Annotated in this window: 18 protein-coding genes; 16 read left to right on the forward strand and 2 right to left on the reverse strand. The window is 64.1% G+C overall.

All coding sequences use genetic code 11. The annotated features are described in order from the left end of the window. Positions 1 to 109: 109 nt before the first annotated feature. On the reverse strand, positions 110 to 349 hold the full coding sequence (locus ASH01S_RS08235; RefSeq protein WP_026962249.1) for an AbrB/MazE/SpoVT family DNA-binding domain-containing protein: 240 nt from the start codon (positions 347 to 349) through the stop codon (positions 110 to 112). Between the two features lie 859 nt (positions 350 to 1,208). On the opposite strand from ASH01S_RS08235, the gene metG reads away from it, so the two are divergent. From metG to ASH01S_RS08260, 5 genes are all read left to right on the forward strand, one after another. Beyond that, positions 1,209 to 3,305: a methionine--tRNA ligase gene (metG, locus tag ASH01S_RS08240; protein ID WP_067926340.1), complete on the forward strand. Its 2,097-nt coding sequence runs from the start codon at positions 1,209 to 1,211 to the stop codon at positions 3,303 to 3,305. Then, entirely contained in the window at positions 3,305 to 4,114 is an 810-nt protein-coding gene (locus ASH01S_RS08245) for a TatD family hydrolase (protein WP_067926343.1), read from the forward strand. Before metG ends, ASH01S_RS08245 begins: the two co-directional genes overlap by 1 nt. Continuing rightward, entirely contained in the window at positions 4,101 to 4,763 is a 663-nt protein-coding gene (gene rnmV, locus ASH01S_RS08250) for a ribonuclease M5 (RefSeq protein ID WP_083516947.1), read from the forward strand. Before ASH01S_RS08245 ends, rnmV begins: the two co-directional genes overlap by 14 nt. Then, positions 4,756 to 5,631, forward strand: coding sequence for a 16S rRNA (adenine(1518)-N(6)/adenine(1519)-N(6))-dimethyltransferase RsmA (gene rsmA / locus ASH01S_RS08255; RefSeq protein WP_373278554.1), 876 nt, complete (start codon positions 4,756 to 4,758; stop codon positions 5,629 to 5,631). The genes rnmV and rsmA overlap by 8 nt, the downstream gene beginning before the upstream one ends. 150 nt (positions 5,632 to 5,781) lie before the next feature. Next, positions 5,782 to 6,264 (forward strand): ribonuclease H-like YkuK family protein, encoded by a 483-nt coding sequence (locus tag ASH01S_RS08260; RefSeq protein WP_245628989.1) that lies wholly within the window; start codon positions 5,782 to 5,784, stop codon positions 6,262 to 6,264. 83 nt (positions 6,265 to 6,347) lie between these two features. Here ASH01S_RS08260 and ASH01S_RS08265 read toward each other — a convergent pair whose 3' ends face one another. Next, positions 6,348 to 7,175: a glycosyltransferase family protein gene (locus ASH01S_RS08265; protein ID WP_067926352.1), complete on the reverse strand. Its 828-nt coding sequence runs from the start codon at positions 7,173 to 7,175 to the stop codon at positions 6,348 to 6,350. A gap of 89 nt (positions 7,176 to 7,264) precedes the next feature. Between ASH01S_RS08265 and yabG the strand changes: the two genes are divergently transcribed. The 11 genes from yabG to ASH01S_RS08320 all read left to right on the forward strand — a co-directional run bounded on the left by yabG (position 7,265) and on the right by ASH01S_RS08320 (position 19,441). After that, positions 7,265 to 8,125 (forward strand): sporulation peptidase YabG, encoded by an 861-nt coding sequence (gene yabG / locus ASH01S_RS08270; RefSeq protein ID WP_067926355.1) that lies wholly within the window; start codon positions 7,265 to 7,267, stop codon positions 8,123 to 8,125. A 99-nt stretch (positions 8,126 to 8,224) separates the two neighbouring features. Beyond that, on the forward strand, positions 8,225 to 8,503 hold the full coding sequence (gene veg, locus ASH01S_RS08275) for a biofilm formation stimulator Veg (protein ID WP_067926475.1): 279 nt from the start codon (positions 8,225 to 8,227) through the stop codon (positions 8,501 to 8,503). Positions 8,504 to 8,665: 162 nt separating this feature from the next. Next, positions 8,666 to 8,845 (forward strand): small, acid-soluble spore protein, alpha/beta type, encoded by a 180-nt coding sequence (locus ASH01S_RS08280; RefSeq protein WP_067926358.1) that lies wholly within the window; start codon positions 8,666 to 8,668, stop codon positions 8,843 to 8,845. A 127-nt stretch (positions 8,846 to 8,972) separates the two neighbouring features. Further along, positions 8,973 to 9,806 carry a cyanophycinase gene (locus tag ASH01S_RS08285; protein WP_067926361.1) on the forward strand — a complete coding sequence of 278 codons (834 nt, stop codon included), beginning with the start codon at positions 8,973 to 8,975 and terminating at the stop codon, positions 9,804 to 9,806. 4 nt (positions 9,807 to 9,810) lie between these two features. After that, positions 9,811 to 12,465, forward strand: coding sequence for a cyanophycin synthetase (cphA, locus tag ASH01S_RS08290; protein WP_067926363.1), 2,655 nt, complete (start codon positions 9,811 to 9,813; stop codon positions 12,463 to 12,465). A gap of 52 nt (positions 12,466 to 12,517) precedes the next feature. Then, the gene (gene ispE, locus ASH01S_RS08295; RefSeq protein WP_306302857.1) at positions 12,518 to 13,360 is read left to right on the forward strand and encodes a 4-(cytidine 5'-diphospho)-2-C-methyl-D-erythritol kinase; all 843 of its coding nucleotides are present in this window, start codon (positions 12,518 to 12,520) and stop codon (positions 13,358 to 13,360) included. Between the two features lie 83 nt (positions 13,361 to 13,443). Further along, complete coding sequence (gene purR, locus ASH01S_RS08300; RefSeq protein ID WP_245628990.1) at positions 13,444 to 14,313, forward strand: pur operon repressor; 870 nt, start codon at positions 13,444 to 13,446, stop codon at positions 14,311 to 14,313. Positions 14,314 to 14,368: 55 nt separating this feature from the next. Next, complete coding sequence (locus ASH01S_RS08305) at positions 14,369 to 14,749, forward strand: RidA family protein (RefSeq protein WP_067926369.1); 381 nt, start codon at positions 14,369 to 14,371, stop codon at positions 14,747 to 14,749. A gap of 195 nt (positions 14,750 to 14,944) precedes the next feature. Then, on the forward strand, positions 14,945 to 15,790 hold the full coding sequence (locus tag ASH01S_RS08310; RefSeq protein WP_067926372.1) for a formate/nitrite transporter family protein: 846 nt from the start codon (positions 14,945 to 14,947) through the stop codon (positions 15,788 to 15,790). Positions 15,791 to 15,929: 139 nt separating this feature from the next. Further along, positions 15,930 to 18,947, forward strand: a complete 3,018-nt coding sequence (fdhF, locus tag ASH01S_RS08315; protein WP_067926481.1) for a formate dehydrogenase subunit alpha — start codon at positions 15,930 to 15,932, stop codon at positions 18,945 to 18,947. Beyond that, complete coding sequence (locus tag ASH01S_RS08320) at positions 18,932 to 19,441, forward strand: helical membrane plugin domain-containing protein (protein WP_067926375.1); 510 nt, start codon at positions 18,932 to 18,934, stop codon at positions 19,439 to 19,441. The genes fdhF and ASH01S_RS08320 overlap by 16 nt, the downstream gene beginning before the upstream one ends. Positions 19,442 to 19,582 lie beyond the last annotated feature (141 nt).

The raw sequence follows: 19,582 nt of genomic DNA on the forward strand, positions 1-19,582 counted from the left end.
TGGGATGGGCGCCGTGGATTCACGGTGGCTCGCGACAGGTATGGGCGCATATCAGACCGGGCCGCCGGCGAGACGTTGCCGCCCACCAACGGCCCGGATTGGGGAGAGATCAGGAACTCATCTCCGCGATACAAGACGGACAGATGTTCTTGCCCTTGAAGTGGATGATCTCATCCGCCTGTCCGCAGAAAATGCACGCCGGTTCATACTTCTTGAGGATGATGCGGTCCCCGTCCACATAGATCTCCAACGCGTCCTTCTCCGCAATGCCGAGCGTCCGTCGCAACTCAATCGGAATCACCACGCGCCCAAGTTCGTCCACTTTGCGGACGATGCCGGTCGACTTCATGGGGTCATCACTCCTTTTTTCGATTCCCAAAGAATGAATTCGACACCAATTTTTCGGATTTCCAGTGAATCACTCACTGATTTGCCAAATGGACAGGCAAGAACGGTATAGATCTGGGCCTTGATCTGTCGTTTTCATCGTCCCGGTCCGTCCAAATGACGTACTGAATTACTGTAACTATACATGATAGCAAGATATTTGCATAGATCTACTTGTGATGAAGTCGTGAAAAATTCCAGGCCTCCCGCTATTCGGACGTTCTGGGCGTGAAAACACTCCCATCCTCGTCGTGAAATCTCGATAGTTGTGGGAGAAACGCCGAGATTCGCTTTCTTTTTCCATGTCACATGGATGTTACAGGAATAACTGTAATCTCGCCGGACCATTTCTACGATACTCTTGATTTACGATACCAGTCAATACAAACTTTGTCGATTTTGTGTCCGGTTGATGGCCGATTCGATTTGACACTCCGTGGACTTCTTGCTATATTTCAGGCATTCCAATCGCATACAATCGTCTGTGAAGGAATAGAGCTTCGGGGGCCCCGCACGCCAGCGAGTCGGAACGGTGGGAGCCGATGTGCGGTCCCGGGGCGGTATGGTTCTGGAGACTCGCGTGTCGATACGGCCCAAGCGGCTGAGGTAGGCGCGCGCGGAGGTCCCCATTCGCGGGGGTTCCCGTTATCGAAACGAAGGTGCATGGGCGCTTCCGCTTCGCCGCCCGATGCGCAAATTTGGGTGGTACCGCGGGTTCAAGGCTCGCCCCAATTTGGGGCGGGCCTTTTGTGAATGGTCGCGCTGGCGCGCGGGCTCCTTCAGCGCCGCGGTGCGAAGACGCAATCAGGGAGGTAATTGATATGGGGAAACCGACGTTTTACATCACGACGCCCATCTATTACCCAAACGACAAGCTGCACATCGGCCACGCCTATACCACGGTCGCGGCGGACGCGCTGGCGCGCTACAAGCGCCTGCGCGGTTTCGATGTGATGTACCTGACGGGCACGGACGAGCACGGCCTGAAGATCCAACAGCGGGCTGAGAAGGCGGGCCAGGAGCCGTTGGCCTACCTGGACGACATCATCGCCTGGATTCGCGACCTGTGGGACAGGCTCGACATTTCCTATGATGATTTCATCCGCACCACCGAGCCGCGCCATACCCGGGTGGTGGAAGAGATTTTCGAGCGGTTGATTGACCAAGGAGACATCTACCTCGGCCAGTACGAGGGCTGGTATTGCACGCCCTGCGAATCCTTTTGGTCGGAGCGCGAGCTGGTCGACGGCAAGTGCCCGGACTGCGGGCGCGAAGTGCAGTATGTCCAGGAAGAGAGCTACTTCTTCCGCATGAGCAAGTATGTGGACAGGTTGCTCGCATACTACGAGGAACACCCGGAGTTCATCCAACCCGAGTCGCGCAAGAACGAGATGATCAACAACTTTATCAAGCCGGGGCTGCAGGATTTGTGCGTCTCGCGCACATCGTTCGACTGGGGCATCCATGTGCGGCGCAATCCAAAGCACGTGGTGTATGTTTGGCTCGATGCCCTGACCAATTACATCACCGCGCTCGGCTATCTCTCGGACGATGCGGGCAAGCGCGCCCGGTTCGAGCGCTACTGGCCGGCCGACGTGCACTTTGTCGGCAAGGACATCGTCCGTTTCCATGTCATCTACTGGCCCATCATCCTGATGGCGCTCGGCCTGCCTTTGCCCAAACAGGTGTACGGGCATGGCTTTTTCATGATGAAAGACGGAAAGATGAGCAAGTCCAAGGGCAACGTCATTGACCCTAAGCTCCTGATTGAGCGCTACGGCAGCGACGCCATCCGCTATTACCTGCTGCGCGAGATCCCGTTCGGCCAGGACGGGGTGTTCACGCCCGAATCGCTTTTGCAGCGGCTCAACTTTGACTTGGCCAATGACTTCGGCAATTTGGTGCACCGGACGGCAGCGATGCTCGGTCGCTTCAACGGCGGCGTCATCCCGCACCCGGGGCCGCGCCAACAGCTGGAGGAGGACATGGCGAAGCTGGCGGCCGAGACGATTCCTCAGGTCGAGGATGCGATGGACAGCCTCCAGTTCTCGGTCGCCCTCGAACACATCTGGCGACTGGTGCGCGCTGCCAACAAGTACATCGACGACAGCGCGCCGTGGGCGCTGAACAAAGCAGGGGAGCGGGAGCGCCTGGGCACCGTGCTGTACACGATGTGCGAGGCCATCCGCGTCGCGTCGATTTTGGTGCAGCCGTTCCTGCCGCGGGCTGCGGCGACCATCCACGCGCGCTTTCACTTGTCTCCAGACGAGACCAGCTGGGAGAGCGCGCGCCGTTTTGGCGCCTTGGTCTCCGGCAAGCGGGTGGAAACCGGGGAGCCGCTGTTCCCGCGTCTGGACGTGGCGGCCGAGGTGGAGGCGTTGGCCGCCGCGACCCAGGCCACCCAGAGCACCGGGGTACAGACGGGCGATGCTGCCGCCGCGACATCCGTCGCCGGGGCGGAGGCTGGGGCCGTTGCGGCCACCGCCGCGCAGGCTCAGGCCAGCGGCGGGACGAGCGCGCGGGCCGGGAGCGGACAATCCCATATGGACAAGGATGGAGGATCCCCCATGAGTGAAACACAGGTTCAGGGCAAGCCGCAGATTGGCATCGACGTGTTTGACCAGGTGGAACTGACTGTCGGTCAAATCCGCGTGGCCGAGCGGATTGAGGGCGCGGACAAACTGCTGCGTCTGGAGGTTGACCTGGGCAGCGAGGTGCGCCAGGTGGTTTCGGGCATCGCCCAGTATTATCAGCCGGAGGAGCTGGTCGGGCAAAAAGCCGTTGTGGTCACCAATCTCAAGCCGGTCAAGCTGCGCGGCGTCCAGTCCAACGGCATGATCTTGTGCGCGTCCGAGGGCGACCAGCTGAAACTGGTGTCGGTGCCCGAGTCGATTCCCAACGGCGCGGTGGTCAAGTGATGCTGTTTGACAGCCACTGTCACCTGTTTGACGACCGCTTCCGCGACGACTTGGATGCGGTCCTGAAGCGCGCGCGGCAAGCCGGCGTGACCGGGTTTGTGGTCCCGGGTGTGGACCTGGCCACCGGGGAGCAGGCGTTGGCCCTGGCGCGTCAGCACGGCGACATCTACGCAGCGGTGGGCCTGCACCCCGAGTCGCTGGCCGAGGCGTCGCTCGCCGATGTGCCTGCAATCGCCGCGCTGACACAAGATGAACGGGTGGTCGCCGTTGGCGAGATTGGCCTCGACTATTACTGGGACACCGCACCCCGCGACGTGCAGCAAGAGGTCCTTCGGGCACAGCTGCGCCTGGCCAAGGAGCGGCGCCTGCCGGTCATCATTCACAACCGCGACGCCACCCTGGACACCGTACGTCTGCTCGAGGAGGAGGCAGCGCCCGAACTCACCGGCGTCATGCACTGTTTCAGTGCGGATTGGCCGGCGGCCGAGCGCTGCCTGGCCATCGGGTTTTACATCTCCTTCGGCGGGCCGGTCACCTTCAAGAGCAACAAGGTGCTGCAGGAGGTCGCCGCGCGCGTCCCGGATGACCGGCTGTTGGTGGAAACCGACAGCCCCTACTTGTCACCGCACCCGCTGCGCGGCAAGCGCAACGAGCCGGAGCGTGTCCGATTGGTGGCCGAGAAGCTGGCCGAGTTGCGCGGTCAGACCGTGGACGAGGTGGCCCGTCTCACCACAGGCAACGCCAGGCGCCTGTTCGGCATTGAAGATGGTGCGAAGGCACGGGAGGATGGCCCCCATGTGCGCCTCTGATGCGGCATCGCGGGCCGCCAGGCCGCGACTGGAGGACGTGGTTGTGGTTGAGGGCCTGCACGACCGGCACAAGGTCGAGAGCGCGGTCGACGCGGACGTGTTCGTCGTCGGAGGGGACAGGATAAGCCGCCGCCTGCTGCAGCAGCTGCAGCGAATCCGGCGCACCCGCGGCATCATCATTTTGACCGATCCGGACGGACCGGGCGAGCGCATTCGCCGCCGTATCGACGAACAGGTGCCGGGCTGCAGGCACGCGTTCATCCCGCGCGCGGCGGCGACGGACGGGCGCCGCGTCGGGGTGGAGCTAGCGAGCGTCGAGGCGATTGTCGAAGCGCTGCTCCACACCCGCGGCGCCGCCGCGTCTGCCGCCGCCCCAACCGCGCGCGCACCCGTGTTCTCGCTTGCCGATTTGGTCGTCGTCGGCTTGGCTGGCTGCGCAGGGGCGGCCGAGCGGCGGCGGCAGGTGGGTGAGCGGCTGGGCATCGGATCGGCGAACGCGAAGGCGTTTGTCCGCAAGCTGAACCTGCTCGGTGTTACGCGCGCCGAATGGGAGGCGGCTCTGGCCGGTTTGGTCGGGGATGGGGCACCGGCCGCAGCCTGGGAGACCTCTCTGTCGGCCGACACGAGGGGAGATGGCGCCGGTGGATGAGGCCGTCCACCTGGCAAGGCCTGGGGAGCTGAAACAGTTCTTGGCCCGCCACGGGTTCGTGCTCAAAAAAGGTCTCGGCCAGAACTTTTTGATTGACGAACGGGTGCTCCGCAAGATTGTGGAGGCGTCTGGCATCAGCGAGCGTGACGGCGTGCTGGAGATTGGCCCCGGCGCAGGGGTATTGACGCAGCGCCTGGCGGCGCGGGCAGGCAAAGTGGTGGCCGTGGAGAAGGACGCCGCCCTGCAGCCCCTGCTGGCGGAGTCGCTGCGGACGTTTCCGCGTGCCGAGGTGATCTACGCGGATGTGCTGGATGTGGACCTGCAGGAACTTTGGGCGCGGTTTGCCGGCTGCCCGCGCGTGCACGTGGTGGCCAACCTCCCGTACTATGTGACGACGCCCATCCTGTTTCACATCCTCGAAGCGGACGTGCCGGTGGACAACGTCCTCGTCATGGTACAGAAAGAGGTGGCCGACAGGCTGGCGGCCGCCCCCGGCAGGAAGGCGTACGGCGCACTGTCGGTGATGGTTCAGTACAGGGCCGAGGTGGAGCGCATCGTCTCCGTGCCGCCGTCCTCATTCCTGCCGCCGCCTGGGGTCGATTCGGTGGTTGTCCGTCTGTCCTGCCGTCGCCCCCGCTATCCTGTACGCCACCTTCCGGACCTGCGGCGAGTGGTGCGTGCCGCCTTTGCCAGCCGCCGCAAGACGCTGGCCAACTCGTTGGCCGGCGGGTTGGGCTGGGACCGGGATGAGACGCGTCGCCTGCTGATGAGGGCCAGGATAGACCCGAATCGGCGGGGGGAGACCTTGTCTCTGCAAGAATTTGTCCGACTTGCCGATGTATACAGCGAACGGGTGGGCCGGGGATGACCCCGGCCAGTGGTCGTTTTTGGCTCTGGAGCCAGGAGGTCAGCCTTTCTTCAGGGGGCTGCTTGGCATATACTGTAGGCGGGACAATTGCCGGAGTGTTCATAACCTGGAGATGTGCGACCTGACGAGGTTGGCAGGGAGGTGCGCGCAGTGTGGAGGTTCTTCAACCCGACGCGCGGCACGATGGACATCGACGAGGTGGTCGATGAGTTGGTTCAGGAAGCGAAGAGCCATCCGCACGACGCGTTCCGCATCATCATTGGCACCGATTCGCAGCCCAAGCCCCACGACCAGTCCGTGACCTTTGTCTCCGCGGTGATCTTTCACCGGTTGGGCAAAGGGGCGCGCTACTTCGTGCACCGCGAGCGACAGCCGTTCATGCGTTCGCTCCGGCAGCGAATGTTCAGCGAGGCAGGGTATTCCCTGCAATTGGGGGCGCAGCTGTCGGAGCAGCTGAAGGCTCGTGACTGCGATTGGCAGATTGAGGTGCATCTGGACATCGGTGAAAAAGGGGCGACCAAGCAGCTCATCCGCGAGATTGTCGCGTGGATCACAGCCAGTGGCTACGAGGCGCGCATCAAACCCGATTCCTATGGGGCGTCGAAGGTTGCTGACCGATACACCAAGGTGTGACAAGGCCGCTTGGTGGGCCAGCGTCCATCCGAGCGCGTGCCGGTAGGGGAATCGGGCGGGCGGTGGCCGGCCGTCCACTGCCTTCACGGCGGGAAATGGATGGTCTGGGCCAACGCGGCCAACAGGTCAGTGCGCCGCTGCCCGGCCAGCCCGGGGTACTGGCGGCCGCGCCAGCTGCGCTCAGGCCTGCGGCCCAAGAGTAGGTACGCCGCCTCGGCGGCGTCGCCAATGAGGGTCTCCCGCATCGCCCGCTGCTGCGGCGCTGAGCGCGTGCGGTCGCCGCGGACGAGCGGATCGAACACCGTGCGGGGGATCACGACCATCCTCACCCCTGCCAGCAGGCAGCGGGCAAACCACAATCCGGGCTGGTGCAACCACCAGGGCGAGACGCGGTCGAACGCGTCTTTTTGTACATACAGCGGCGTTTCGGGCACGGCCGCCTGGGCCAGGTGAGGGGCCAGGCGGGCTGAGGCGGCCCGGTAGAGGGCCAAATCCAGGCGGCTGGCATCGGGCCGCGCCTGCGCGTACGCCACCAGCGCCGGGTCCCTCTGCGCCCTGTCGAGAAACGCGGCCAGGCTGGGGCCGAAGCCGCCGGCCCAGTCGCCGTCTACGAACACGAACCCCTTTGCCTGCCGGGCCCAGCGCAAACCCAGGTAGGCCGCGTAGGCACGGCCAACATCCGGCCCCAGCGCCGCTGCTACCTCAATCACCCTGACACGGCAGGCACCTTGCGGCCAACGGGCGGCAAACCGCCGGGCCGCGGCGGCCGTCTCGTCGTGGCAGCCGTTGGCCACCACCAGGCAGCCCGCCGCTCCGGCGCGCGCCAGCTGCGCCAGTACCGGGCCGATGCGCGCCGCTTCGTTGCGGGCCGCAATCAGCGCGTAGATGGGTTCATTCAGCGAAGGTGTCAAGCTGCCGCCTCCTTGCCTCGTGTCACGCGCATCCCGCCGGTCATATCCTGAAATCAGACACGGCCCCGATACTACGGGAGGGGATTCGCGTGGCCAAGACGGGAGATTACGTGGCGCGCAAATCGTACGGAAAGGACCTGTGTTTCGTCATTGTGGAGATTGACGAAGAAACCCAGACCGCCATCCTCAAAGGCATCGACGTGCGGTTGATGGCTGATGCTCCGCTCTCCGACCTGGAGGTCGTGAGCGACGAGGAACGGCAGCAATTTGAAGCCTACCGCCATCACTTGGAGTCTGAGTGCGTACGCCTGATTCGCTCGCGGCGAGAGAAGGAATCTGAGAAGCTGTCCCTGCGCAAGGAGGCGCGATTCGATTCCCGGCCCGATTTTTTTGAGCGGCCCGGGCGGGTTCTCCACCTTGACGGCGACGGCACCTACCTGCAAAAGTGTCTGGCCATGTACAGGGAACTCGGCATCCGGGCGTTTGGCGAACATATGGCGGAGTCACGCATGCCCGAGGCGGTGCGCGCCCTACTGGAACAGTATGAACCCGACATCCTCATCATCACTGGCCACGACGGCGTCATCCGCAAAGGCAAGGACCTATCCGACATCCGCAACTACCGCAACTCTCTGAATTTTGTCCGTACCGTGCAGAACGCTAGACGCCACTCGCGCAGCATGGATGATTTGGTCATCATCGCCGGGGCCTGCCAGTCCCACTTCGAATCATTGCTCGACGCGGGCGCCAACTTTGCCAGCTCGCCGCAGCGCATCATGATTCACGCGCTCGATCCGGTGTTCATCGCGGAAAAGGTGGCCTACACGCCGATCAACCAGACCGTCAACGTGTACGACGTGGTGCAATCGACGTACACCGGCACCGACGGCATCGGCGGGCTGGAATCTCGTGGCAAATACCGTTTGGGGCTACCGAAATCGCTGTATTGACCCATTGACAATGAAAATCGACCCTTGTTATAATGATTAACCTGGTTGACGTATATCCTCTTCCATGGTATAATGGCCAATGGAAAGAGGTGGTGTGTGTTGGCCAGGAATGCGCTCCACGACATTAAGAGCAGCCTCGATGAACTTATCGGGGAGAAGGTTTTGCTTCGGGCGAACGGCGGTCGACGCAAGACCATCGAACGCAGCGGAGTGTTGGAAGAAACGTATCCGTCTGTGTTTGTGGTTCGCCTGGAACCATCCGATGGTTCGTTTGAACGGGTCTCCTACAGTTATGCGGATTTGCTGACGGAGACGGTCGAGTTGATGGTGTGTAAAAACGGGGATAACGTGAAAATCACGTATACACGGTCACAATAAATCGGGTCCCGCAGAGACGGGGGATGAGGACGGCCGCAGGGCCGTCTTTTTTTTGTCAGGATTTGCGTGTTTGCCGCGGCAAGCGGGAGCGGACACTAGGGATTGGCCGTCAATCACGCAGCTTGAACCCAGGCTCGGCTGCGATGAGGAGGGTGTTGAACGATGGGGCGACGCAGGGGCACCATGTCGGATGAGCTGAAGCTGGAACTGGCGAAGGAACTCGGTTTCTACGACACGGTTCAGCGTGAAGGGTGGGGCGCCATCACCACCCGGGACGCCGGCAACATGGTCAAGCGCGCCATCGAGATTGCGGAGCAGTCTTTGTCCGAGCACAAGCGCTAGGCAAGACCCGTGACATCCACGGCACCGACGGCCACCGGGGGCGTTGCTGCCCCCGGTTTTTCTGCATACCGGATTTTTCGCGCGGACAGACTAGCGCGTGTGTGTTCCATCGGTGAGGAGGGACCCCATGTCGCACAAGACTGGCCCATTGGTCATCATCGGCGGAGCTGAGGATAAGCAGGGGGAGTGCAGAATCCTGCGCGAGTTCATGCGGCTAGGTGGAGACAAGCACGCACAGGTGCTGGTCATGACGGTGGCCAGCGAAACGCCGGTCGAGGTCGGCATGGAGTATGTCGAGGTGTTTCGGCGCCTCGGTGCCGCCGATGTGCGTACCTTGGACGTTTCCCACCGCGCTGCGGCCGACACCGACAGCGCAGTCCAGTTCATACAAGACGCCACCTGTATTTTTTTCACAGGCGGGGATCAGCTGCGCATCACCAAGCTGCTCGGGGGCACCCGAGTCGACGCGGCACTGCACAACGCGCTGGCGCGCGGAGTGCCGCTAGGGGGGACCAGCGCCGGAGCGTCGATGATGTCGAGCACCATGATTGTCGACGGGGAAGCTGAGACCAATCCCCGCATCGCTGTGGTCGATATGGCTCCGGGTATGGAATTTCTCGACGGCGTGGTCATTGACCAGCACTTTGCCCAACGCGGCCGTCTGGGGCGACTGGTTTCTGCCGTTGCCCAGTACCCGCACCACCTGGGCCTTGGCATCGACGAGGATACGGCCGTGATCGTCGAAAACGGCGCCTTCCGCGTGCTCGGCCGCGGCGCTGTCAGCGTGGTGGACGCCGGCGGTGTGAAGTATTCCAACCTGGACGTGGTGGAATCCGATGAGGCGCTGTGCCTGTGCGGCATTCAACTGCACATCCTGTCGCAGGGGTACGGGTTTCACCTGCGCGACAGGAGACCGATAACGGACTGGGCAGCGTACCAGTCCGAGGCTGCAAGGAGCTGAATCCATGAGGATTTGTTCGGTGCGCCACATAGACGGGCCCAATCTGTATCTCTATCGACCGATTCTGATTGCCGATATGGACCTGGAAGACCTAACCGAACGCGAAAGCCGCGAGTTTCCAGGCTTCAACGAGCGGTTGTTGGCGGACTTCCCGGGGCTGCGCGAACACCACTGCGCCAAGGGAGAGCCGGGCGGGTTCGTCGAGCGTCTCGAGGAAGGCACGTATTTTGGGCACATTGTCGAGCACTTGGCGATTGAGCTGGCCTGCTGCGCTGGCCTCGATGTGCACTACGGCAAGACGCTGTACGCCGGTCGGCCCGGCCAGTACGAAGTGGTCATCGAGTGCAAGGCGTTCCGCTGTCAGCGCTTCTTGCTGCAGGCGGCCATGGAGATTGTCGAGTCCATGCTGGCCGACTGGGCATATCCGCTGCAACGGGTGTTGGCGGAGGCGGACGCCATCCTGTCTGAGACGGCCCTTGGTCCGAGCACACAGGCCATCGTCGACGCCGCCCATCGGCGCGGGATCCCGGTGCGACGGTTGAACGAAGGCAGCCTGGTGCAACTGGGGTATGGCTGCAAGCGGAGGCTGGTGCAGGCGACCTTGACCGACCGGACCTCCGCTGTGGCGGTGGACATCGCGTCCGACAAACCGTTGACCAAGGACATCCTCGGCGCCGCCGGCATCCCCGTGCCGTACGGTGGGGTGGCGGCGGACGAGGAGCAGGCGGTGGCCGAGTTTCACCGCCTCGGCGCACCGGTGGTCGTGAAACCGTACAACGGCAACCAGGGTCGCGGCGTCAGTCTCAATCTGGCCAACGAGGAGGAGGTGCGGCGCGCCTATCAGTTCGCCAGCCGCTACAACCGGCGCGTGATGGTGGAGCGGTACGTGGAGGGCAGGAACGTCCGCCTGCTCGTCGTCGGTGCCCGCCTGATTGCCGCCAGCGAGCGCATCCCGGCGCACGTTCACGGAGACGGGGTGCACACGGTGCGGCAACTGATTGAGGCGGTCAACGCCCACCCTGACAGAGGGATACACCACGAGAAGCCACTGACCCGCATTGTCGTGGACGAAATTGCCCGCCAGGTGCTCGCCCGCCAGGGTCTCTCCCTGGACGACGTGCCGGAGGCGGGCCGCGCTGTGTTTTTGCGCGACAGCGCCAACCTCTCCACCGGTGGCGAGGCGGTGGACATCACGGGGCGATTGGACGAGTCGTACCGGCTCATCGCCGAGCGGGCGGCACGTCTGATTGGTCTGGACGTCTGCGGCATCGACATGATTGTTCCGGCGGTGGACCGCCCGCCGTGCGAGGGCGAGGCGTGCGCCGTGGTCGAGGTCAACGCCGCGCCCGGCATCCGCATGCACCAGCACCCGTCCTACGGCGCGGCGCGAGAGGCCGGGAGGGCGATTGTGGATGCGCTGTTTCCCGACGGCGATGACGGCCGCATTCCGCTCATCGCGGTCACCGGCACCAACGGCAAGACGACCACCACTCGCCTGATTGGCCACGGCCTCGCCAGCACCGGGCGCACTGTCGGCATGACCACCACTGGGGGGGTGTTCATCGGCGGCAAGAAGGTGGTCGAGGGGGACACCACAGGTCCGGCTAGCGCGCGCATGATCTTGGCGGACACATCCGTCGAGGCGGCGGTGCTGGAGACAGCGCGCGGCGGCATCGTGCGCGGCGGGCTCGCCTACGACAAGGCGAATGTGGCGGTGCTGACCAACATCACGCTGGACCACATCGGCCAGGACTGCGTGGAGTCGATTGAGGACTTGGTGCACATCAAATCCCTGGTGGCCGAGTGTGTGTTCGAGGACGGTGCGGTGGTGCTCAATGCGGAGGATAAGCACCTGGTCGAGCTGTCGCGGCGCTTGCGGGCGAAGGTGGTGTTTTTCGCGGCCAGCCCCGACAATCCGGTGCTGCGCCGGCACCTGGCCCGCGGCGGCGTCGGCTTTTTCCTGCAGCGGGGTTGGCTGACCGAGGGGCGGGGGAACCTGTCCTGGGAGATTGCCTTCGCTCGCCAGATTCCGGTGACCCTGGAGGGCACCGCGCGGTTTCAAATTGAGAACTGTCTGGCCGCCGCGGCGGCGCTGCGCTCCATCGGGCTGACCCGGCGGCAGGTGGCTGACGCGCTGCTGTCGTTTCGGCCGGACACGGACAACCCAGGCCGCCTGATGACTTACCGCATGCCGGGCGGCGGTTACGTGGTGCTGGATTACGGTCACAATCCGGACGGCTTCCGCCGCGTTGGTGAATGGCTGGCGCGGCTGGGCAGCAAACGCCGCATCGGTGTGGTCGGGGTGCCGGGAGATCGTTCGGACGTGGTCATCCGCGAGGCGGCTGCGGAACTGTCCGGCTGGTTTGACGCTTTCCTTGTCAAGGAAGACGAGGACAAGCGCGGCCGTCGCGAGGGTGAGGTGGCCGAGATCATGGCCGCGGAAATCCGCCGGCTGCACCCGGAGAAACCGTGCCGGGTGGTGCTCTCCGAAGAGGAGGCGCTGCGTCAGGCGATTGCCGAAGTGAAACCCGACGAAGTGGTCGCGATGTTCTACGAGCGTCTGCCGCGGCTGTCCGCCCTGATTGAGGGGATGGGCGGAGTCCTGGTGCCTTCCCCGATGTTCGAGCCGAGCGGGCGTGCCGTGGCCGGCATAACTTGACGAGCCGCCCATTCTCGACCATGCTAAAAGGGTCGAGGTGGGGGACTTGTTAGTGGAACGGGCGTACGCCAAAATTAATCTGACACTGGACGTCATCGGCCGCCGGCCGGACGGGTATCACGACGTCGATATGGTCATGCAGGCTATTGACCTGTCAGATTCTGTGCTCTTGGAACGGAGCGACGCAGAGGGGATAGAACTGGATTGCAACGCCAGTCAGGTGCCGCTGGACGAGCGCAACCTGGCGCATCAGGCGGCGTCTGCGTTCTTTCGCCACACCCACCGCCGCGGCGGGCTGCGCATCAAGATTGACAAGCAGATTCCCGTCGCCGCCGGGTTGGCGGGCGGATCGTCTGACGCGGCGGCGGTGCTGCGCGGGCTCAACCGACTGTTTGGCACCGGCCTGTCGTTGGCGGAACTGGCGGAGATAGGCAGCGAAGTGGGATCAGACGTGCCGTTTTGCGTGTATGGAGGCTGTGCGGTGGCGACGGGGCGGGGCGAGCGGCTGCAACCGGTGGGGCACAGCCTGCGCGCTTTTGTTGTCCTCATCCGTCCTCCTGTGCACGTTTCGACGGCTGCGGTGTATCAGGCGATGGAGGGCTACACGGTGCGCAGCGAGCCGAGCAGTCGGGCGATGCTGGCCGCTTTGGCGGCGGGGGACGTGAACGCCGTCCGTCAGCGCATCAGCAACGATTTGGAGCCGGTCACGATGCGGCTGTATCCTGGCTTGGCCGACTTGAAGCGGCGGATTGAGGCGGTGGCGCGGGTGCCTGTGCATATGTCCGGCAGCGGACCCACCCTCTATTGCCTGATGGGCACGCAGACAGCGGCGCAACGCCTCTACAACGCCCTGCGCGGCTTCGTCCGCGAGGTCTACTTGAGCCGCATCGCCTGACGCCCTGACGCCTTAGGGCATGGGCAGGGCGGGCGTTGCGGGGGCATGCCGCACCCATGGCCGGTTGTGGCGGGGCCCTGCGAGTGCAGTGGGTGTTGGCGGCAGTTGAGGGCAAGGAGGTGATGGGGACGCGGCGGGCGGAACGGTTGATTCGCGTGACACAGGCACTCTTTGAGCACCCCAGCCAGGTGTGCTCGTTGTCCGACTGGGCGCAGGCGTGGCAGGCAGCCAAGTCCTCCCTGAGTGAAGACGTGACGCTTTTGCGCCAGGTCGTCGAGGAGGACGGCAGCGGTCGCATCGAGACGTACCCGGGGGCGGCCGGCGGGGTGGTGTTTCGCGCCCAGGTGCCGCCGGCTCGGCAGCGTGCGTTCGTGTCCGAGATGTCCGACAAGCTGTCGGATGCGTCGCGCATCTTGGCCGGCGGGTTTCTCTACATGTCCGATGTGTTGGGGGACGCGGACGTGCTGGACTTGGTCGGGCGCTGGTTTGCCTCAGTCTATCAAGACAAACACGTGAGCGTGGTTGTGACGGTGGAAACCAAAGGGATACCGTTGGCGGTGTCCGCGGCCCGCTACCTGCACGTGCCGGTCGTGATTGCGCGCCGCGAGCACCGCCTGACCGACGGGCCCGCCGTAAGCCTGCATTATGTGTCCGGATCGGAACGGCGCATCCAGACCATGTCCATCTCGCGGCGGGCGATGCCGGAGCAGGCGCGGGCGCTCATCGTCGACGATTTTATGCGCGCGGGGGCCACGGTCAAGGCGGTCTCCACGCTGCTTGGCGAGTTTCGCGCCGAGGTGGTCGGAACGGCGGTCTTCATGGCCACGCGGGAGCCGGTGAAAAAGCTGGTGGAGCCATACTTCTCGCTGTTCACGCTGGAGGATTTGCAGGAAGGCGAATGGGTTAAGGTGCGCCCCTCGGCACCCATATTGGGCCAGACGGATTTCGGGTGAGTCGGCTCTGAGCGAGCCGCTGCCATACAGAAGCTAACAAAAGGGGTCGTGAGCCATGCGAATCATCGCGACAGAGAAAGCGCCAGCGGCGATTGGGCCGTACTCGCAGGCGGTGGAGATTGGCGGGGTGGTCTACACCTCCGGCCAGATTCCGCTGCGGCCGGACGGGACGCTGGTGGAGGGAGACGTAGAGGAGCAGGTCAAGCAGGTGTTGGCCAACCTGGACGCCGTGCTGGCCGCGGCCGGGGTGCGCCGCACGAACGTGGTCAAGGCGACGATTTTCCTCACCGATTTGGCCGACTTTGACACGGTCAACGAGGCGTACGGCGCCTTTTTCGGTGATCATCGCCCGGCTCGTTCGTGCGTTCAGGTGGCCGCGCTGCCCAAAGGCGCCAAGGTGGAGATTGAGCTGGTAGCGGTGCGGCCGGCCACCTAGGCCATACGCCTTGGCTGGTGGCCGCGGCGAGCCAGCCCTCGCCGGCGTTCGCAGCCAGCGCGGGCTCTCCCGCGCACGGGGCGTGGCGGCACGGTAGTCGGAACCAAGCGGTCGTCCGTTGGTGGGCAGATTCTGGGGGCCGGTTGCGGCGCAGCTGTGCTGGCCCCACACCACGCATAGGGAGTGTGAGTCTGCATGAGCAACTTTTTGACACCGGCCGAGATTGCGGCCGCTGCGGTCAAGGCGGGAGAAGAAAAAGCTCGCACATCGGTTGGCAAGCTGTTGGTACTCGGTTTTTTGGCGGGCGCGTTCATCGCGTTCGGCGCCCTGTTCGACCTGCGTGTGACGGCCGGCATGCCCGATTCCAGCGGCACGTTGAAAGCGCTTGTAGGCGGCGCCGTGTTCCCGATTGGCCTGATGTTTGTTGTCATCTGCGGCGGGGAACTGTTGACCGGCAACATGATGACGGTGCCCATCGCGGTGCATGCCAAGCGGGCATCATGGCTGGGTTTGATCTACAATTGGTGGTGGGTATTGATTGGCAATCTCATCGGCTCCTTGTTTGTCGCCTGGGTGTTCGGCGTCGGCGCCCACATGCTCGACCAGCCTCCGTACGACAAGGCGACGATAGCCGTCGCGGTGTCCAAGGCGACGCTGCCGTTTGGCCCGACCATTCTCTCGGCCATCGGCTGCAACTGGCTGGTCTGCCTGGCGGTTTGGATGTCGCTCGGGGCGAAGGACATCGTGGGCAAGATTTTCGGCATCTGGTTTCCCATCATGGGCTTCGTGGCTATCGGGTTCCAGCACGTGGTGGCTAACATGTTCTTCCTGCCGGCAGGCTATTTCGTCGGCGCGCCCATCACGTGGGGGCAAATCATCGTCGAGTGGATTGGCGCTTTTATCGGCAACGCCATCGGCGGCTGGCTGTTTGTGGCGACGGTTTATTGGTACGCGTTCCTCAAGGGCCGCACCGCGCCCAGCGACTCGGTCCATGCGGCCCCGCGCGGCATGGTGAGTGAGGACGTGGGCAACCAGTCGTGACCTGAGGTGCGGTGCCCGCCTCGGTGGCGGGGGGCTGCCATGGCTCGCACCCTGCCGAGACATACCGCCGGCTTGCCCGGGCACTCGCCGGAGGTGGGTGTCCCACCGAGATCGGAATGGAGGGGAGAACCGAATGGAGATGGATGTACAGCCCAAATGGGACGCACTGGCGGCGGACGGAAGCCGGGTGCGTCTGTACGTGGATGGCAATCCGGTCGAGGCGCCCGCTGGCGCCAGCCTGCTCGACGTTCTCCTGGAGCATCAGCCTGACTTTCCCCACATTTGCTACCATCCGGCATTGGGGCCGATTGAGACATGCGACACGTGCCTGGTTCAGGTGGGGCATGAACTGCTGCGCGCCTGTTCGACCCCCGTGAAAGCGGGGATGATGGTGCGGACCCAAGCGCCGGCGGCCCGCTTCGCGCGCAAGCAGGCGATGGACAGACTGCTGGTCAACCATGAACTGTACTGCACGGTCTGCGACAACAACAACGGCAACTGCGTCATCCACAATACCGCTATGGCGATGGACATCAATGAGCAGGCGGAACCGTTTGCGCCCAAACCGTACGCCGTCGATGACAGCAACCCTTTTTACCGGTACGATCCGGACCAGTGCATTCTCTGCGGCCGTTGCGTGGAGGCCTGTCAGAACCTGCAGGTCAGTGAGGTGCTTTCCATCGATTGGGAGCGGGATCGGCCGCGTGTGATCTGGGATGGCGATGTGCCCATCAACGAATCGTCCTGTGTATCCTGCGGCCATTGCGTCACCGTGTGCCCGTGCAACGCGCTGCAGGAGAAATCGATGTTGGGGGAAGCCGGTTACCTGACCGGCTTGGAAAAGAATACCCTGCGCGGCCTGATTGACCTGACCAAGCAGGTGGAGCCGGGTTACGGGCCGATTTTCGCGGTCTCGGAAGTGGAGGCCAAGCTGCGCGAGGCGCGCATTCGGCGCACCAAGACGGTCTGCACCTACTGCGGCGTCGGTTGCAGCTTCGACATCTGGACCAAGGACCGCAAGATCCTCAAGGTCGAGCCGCAGATGGAGGCGCCGGCCAACCAGATCTCCACTTGCGTCAAGGGCAAGTTTGGCTGGGACTTTGTCAACAGCTCGGAGCGCCTGACCAAACCGCTCATCCGCCGCGGCGACGCCTTTTATGAGGCCTCCTGGGAAGAGGCCATAGAGTACATCGGCCAGCGCCTCACCGACATCCGCGGCCAGCACGGCGACGACTCCATCGCCTTCATCTCTTCTTCCAAGTGCACCAACGAGGAAAATTACTTGATGCAGAAGCTGGCGCGGGCGGTCATGCACACGAACAACATCGACAACTGTTCGCGTTACTGCCAGGCGCCGGCGACGGAGGCGCTGCGGCGGACGATGGGGCTCGGGGGAGACACCGGATCGATCTCGGATTTAGGCTTGGCCGACTTGGTCATCGTCGTCGGTGCTAATACGGCCGAGTCGCACCCGGTGCTCGCCACGCGCCTGCGCCGCGCCCAGAAGAAGCACGGGCAGAAGCTGATTGTTGCCGACCTGCGCAAGAACGACTTGGCCAGCCGCGCGAATCTGCACCTGCACCCAAAGCCGGGAACAGATTTGGTCTGGTTGAACGCGGTGGCCAAGCTGCTGCTTGACTCTGGACGTTATGACGAGGCGTTTGTGCGCGAGCGGGTGGAGGGGTTTGACGAATACGCCCAATCGCTGGCCCCGTACACCCTCGAGTACGCCGAGCGTGTCACCGGCTTATCCGCGCAAGAATTGCAGCAAACGGCGGACATGATTGCTAACGCCAAGCGGCTGTCCATCTGCTGGGCCATGGGCGTCACCCAGCACCGCGGCGGCACGGAGACCAGCACGGCTATCTGCAACCTGCTGCTCTTGACCGGCCAGGTCGGGCGGCCGGGCACCGGCGCTTATCCGTTGCGCGGGCACAACAACGTCCAAGGGGCGGGCGATTTTGGCTGCGCCCCGGCCTTTCTGCCTGGCTACGAGCGGGTGGACGACGCGCAGGTGCGCGCCAAGTGGGAGGCGGCCTGGGGTGTCACGCTGCCGACGAGCAAGGGGTTGGACAACCACGAAATGGTGGATGCCATGCACGACGGCCGTCTGCGGGCGATGTACCTGGTCGGCGAGGACATGGCGGTGGTGGACTCGAACGCCAATTACGTGGAGGCGGCGTTTGAAAAACTCGATTTCTTCGTCGTGCAGGACGCGTTTTTCAGCAAGACGGCGCAGTTTGCGGACGTCATCCTGCCGGCCTGCCCAAGCCTGGAGAAGGAGGGCACCTTCACCAACACCGAGCGCCGCATCCAGCGTCTCTACCAGGCGCTGCCGCCGCTGGGCGACGCCAAGCCGGATTGGCAGATCATCCAACTGGTCGCCAACCGCTTGGGCGCCCACTGGAACTACACGTCGCCGCGCGAGATCTTTGAGGAGGCCTGCAGCACCACCGAACTGATGAAGGGCGCGACCTATGAGCGGCTGGAAGGCTACCGCAGCCTGCAGTGGCCGGTTGCCGAGGACGGGCGCGACATGCCGCTTTTGTACACCGAGCAGTTCGCGCTGCCCGGCGGCCGGGCGCGGTTCTGCCCGGTCACATGGCAGGAGCCGGTAGCCTACGAGGAAACTTTCGACCTGCACCTGAACAACGGCCGCATGCTGGAGCACTTCCACGAGGGCAACCTCACCTACCGCGTCCGCGGGCTGCGGGACAAGGTGCCGATGACCTTTGTCGAGGTCTCGCCCGAGCTGGCCGCGGAACGCCGAATCGAGGATGGCGCGCTGGTGCGCCTGGTCTCCCCGTACGGGAGCGTCAAGGTGCGCGCTGTGGTGACCGACAGAGTCGCCGGCCGCGAGTTGTACATGCCGATGAACTCGCCCAAGGACGAGGAGGCGGTCAACCGCCTGACCAGCAGCGAGTCGGACGTCACCACCCATACGCCCGCTTACAAAGAGGTGCGGGTGCGGCTGGAGGTGCTCGGCGACAAAGGCGCCTCGCCGCTTGGCCGTAACAACCCAAGACGCCACCAACCGCATCCCAAGCCGGGGGTCGAGGTGGAGAAAAAGTGGGCCCGCGCCGATTATCGCCCGCTCGTCGGCAAGCTGGCGGCGAATGAGGCGGAGAGGGAGGCGGCAGCATGGCAAAACCTGTGACCACCGTGGTTCCAGCGCAGACGGATGAGGCGGAGGCCCAGGCCAAGGCGATGGAGCGCCTGCAGCAGATGGCCGCGGCGGATGTGGACGCCCTGGCCGAAGTGTTGCGGCTGGCGCGGGCCCTGCATGATCGCGGGTTGCTCACTCTGGCCGCCGCATTGCTGGAGCAGGCCGACGACGTGTTGCGCATTGTGGTGGACTTGGTCAACCAACCAGGCGCCGTGCGCGGACTGAAAAACCTGGTGACGGCCGCGCAGGCGCTGGGGGCCGTCGACTTGGAGGCATTCAGCCGCTTGGCCCAAGGCGCCGCGGCCAGCGTCGAGGAGGCCAAGGCTGACCGTAAGGCTCTGGAGACGCCGCTTGGCTTTTTCAAACTGCTGGCCTACTTGGCCGATCCGGACGTCAGCGCGGCCATTCGTCTGCTCCTGGCGGCTTGCAAGGGCGTCGGCCGAGCGCTGCGTGCCGAGGCGGAGTCGGAGGCAGAGGGAGTCTAAAGCAAGAGGCCTCAAGCAAGGAGCCGCCCGTCGCCATCCTGCGGGAGTTGGTCGATGGGACCCCACTCACCAGCCGCCGGATAGACGGAGTGCGCGGCGCAGGGCCTAGGGGAGCCCGGCGGAGAGAGCGCGTGGCCCCCT

This window comes from Alicyclobacillus shizuokensis NBRC 103103 (genome assembly GCF_001552255.1).
In the GTDB taxonomy this organism is placed as follows: domain Bacteria; phylum Bacillota; class Bacilli; order Alicyclobacillales; family Alicyclobacillaceae; genus Alicyclobacillus_G; species Alicyclobacillus_G shizuokensis.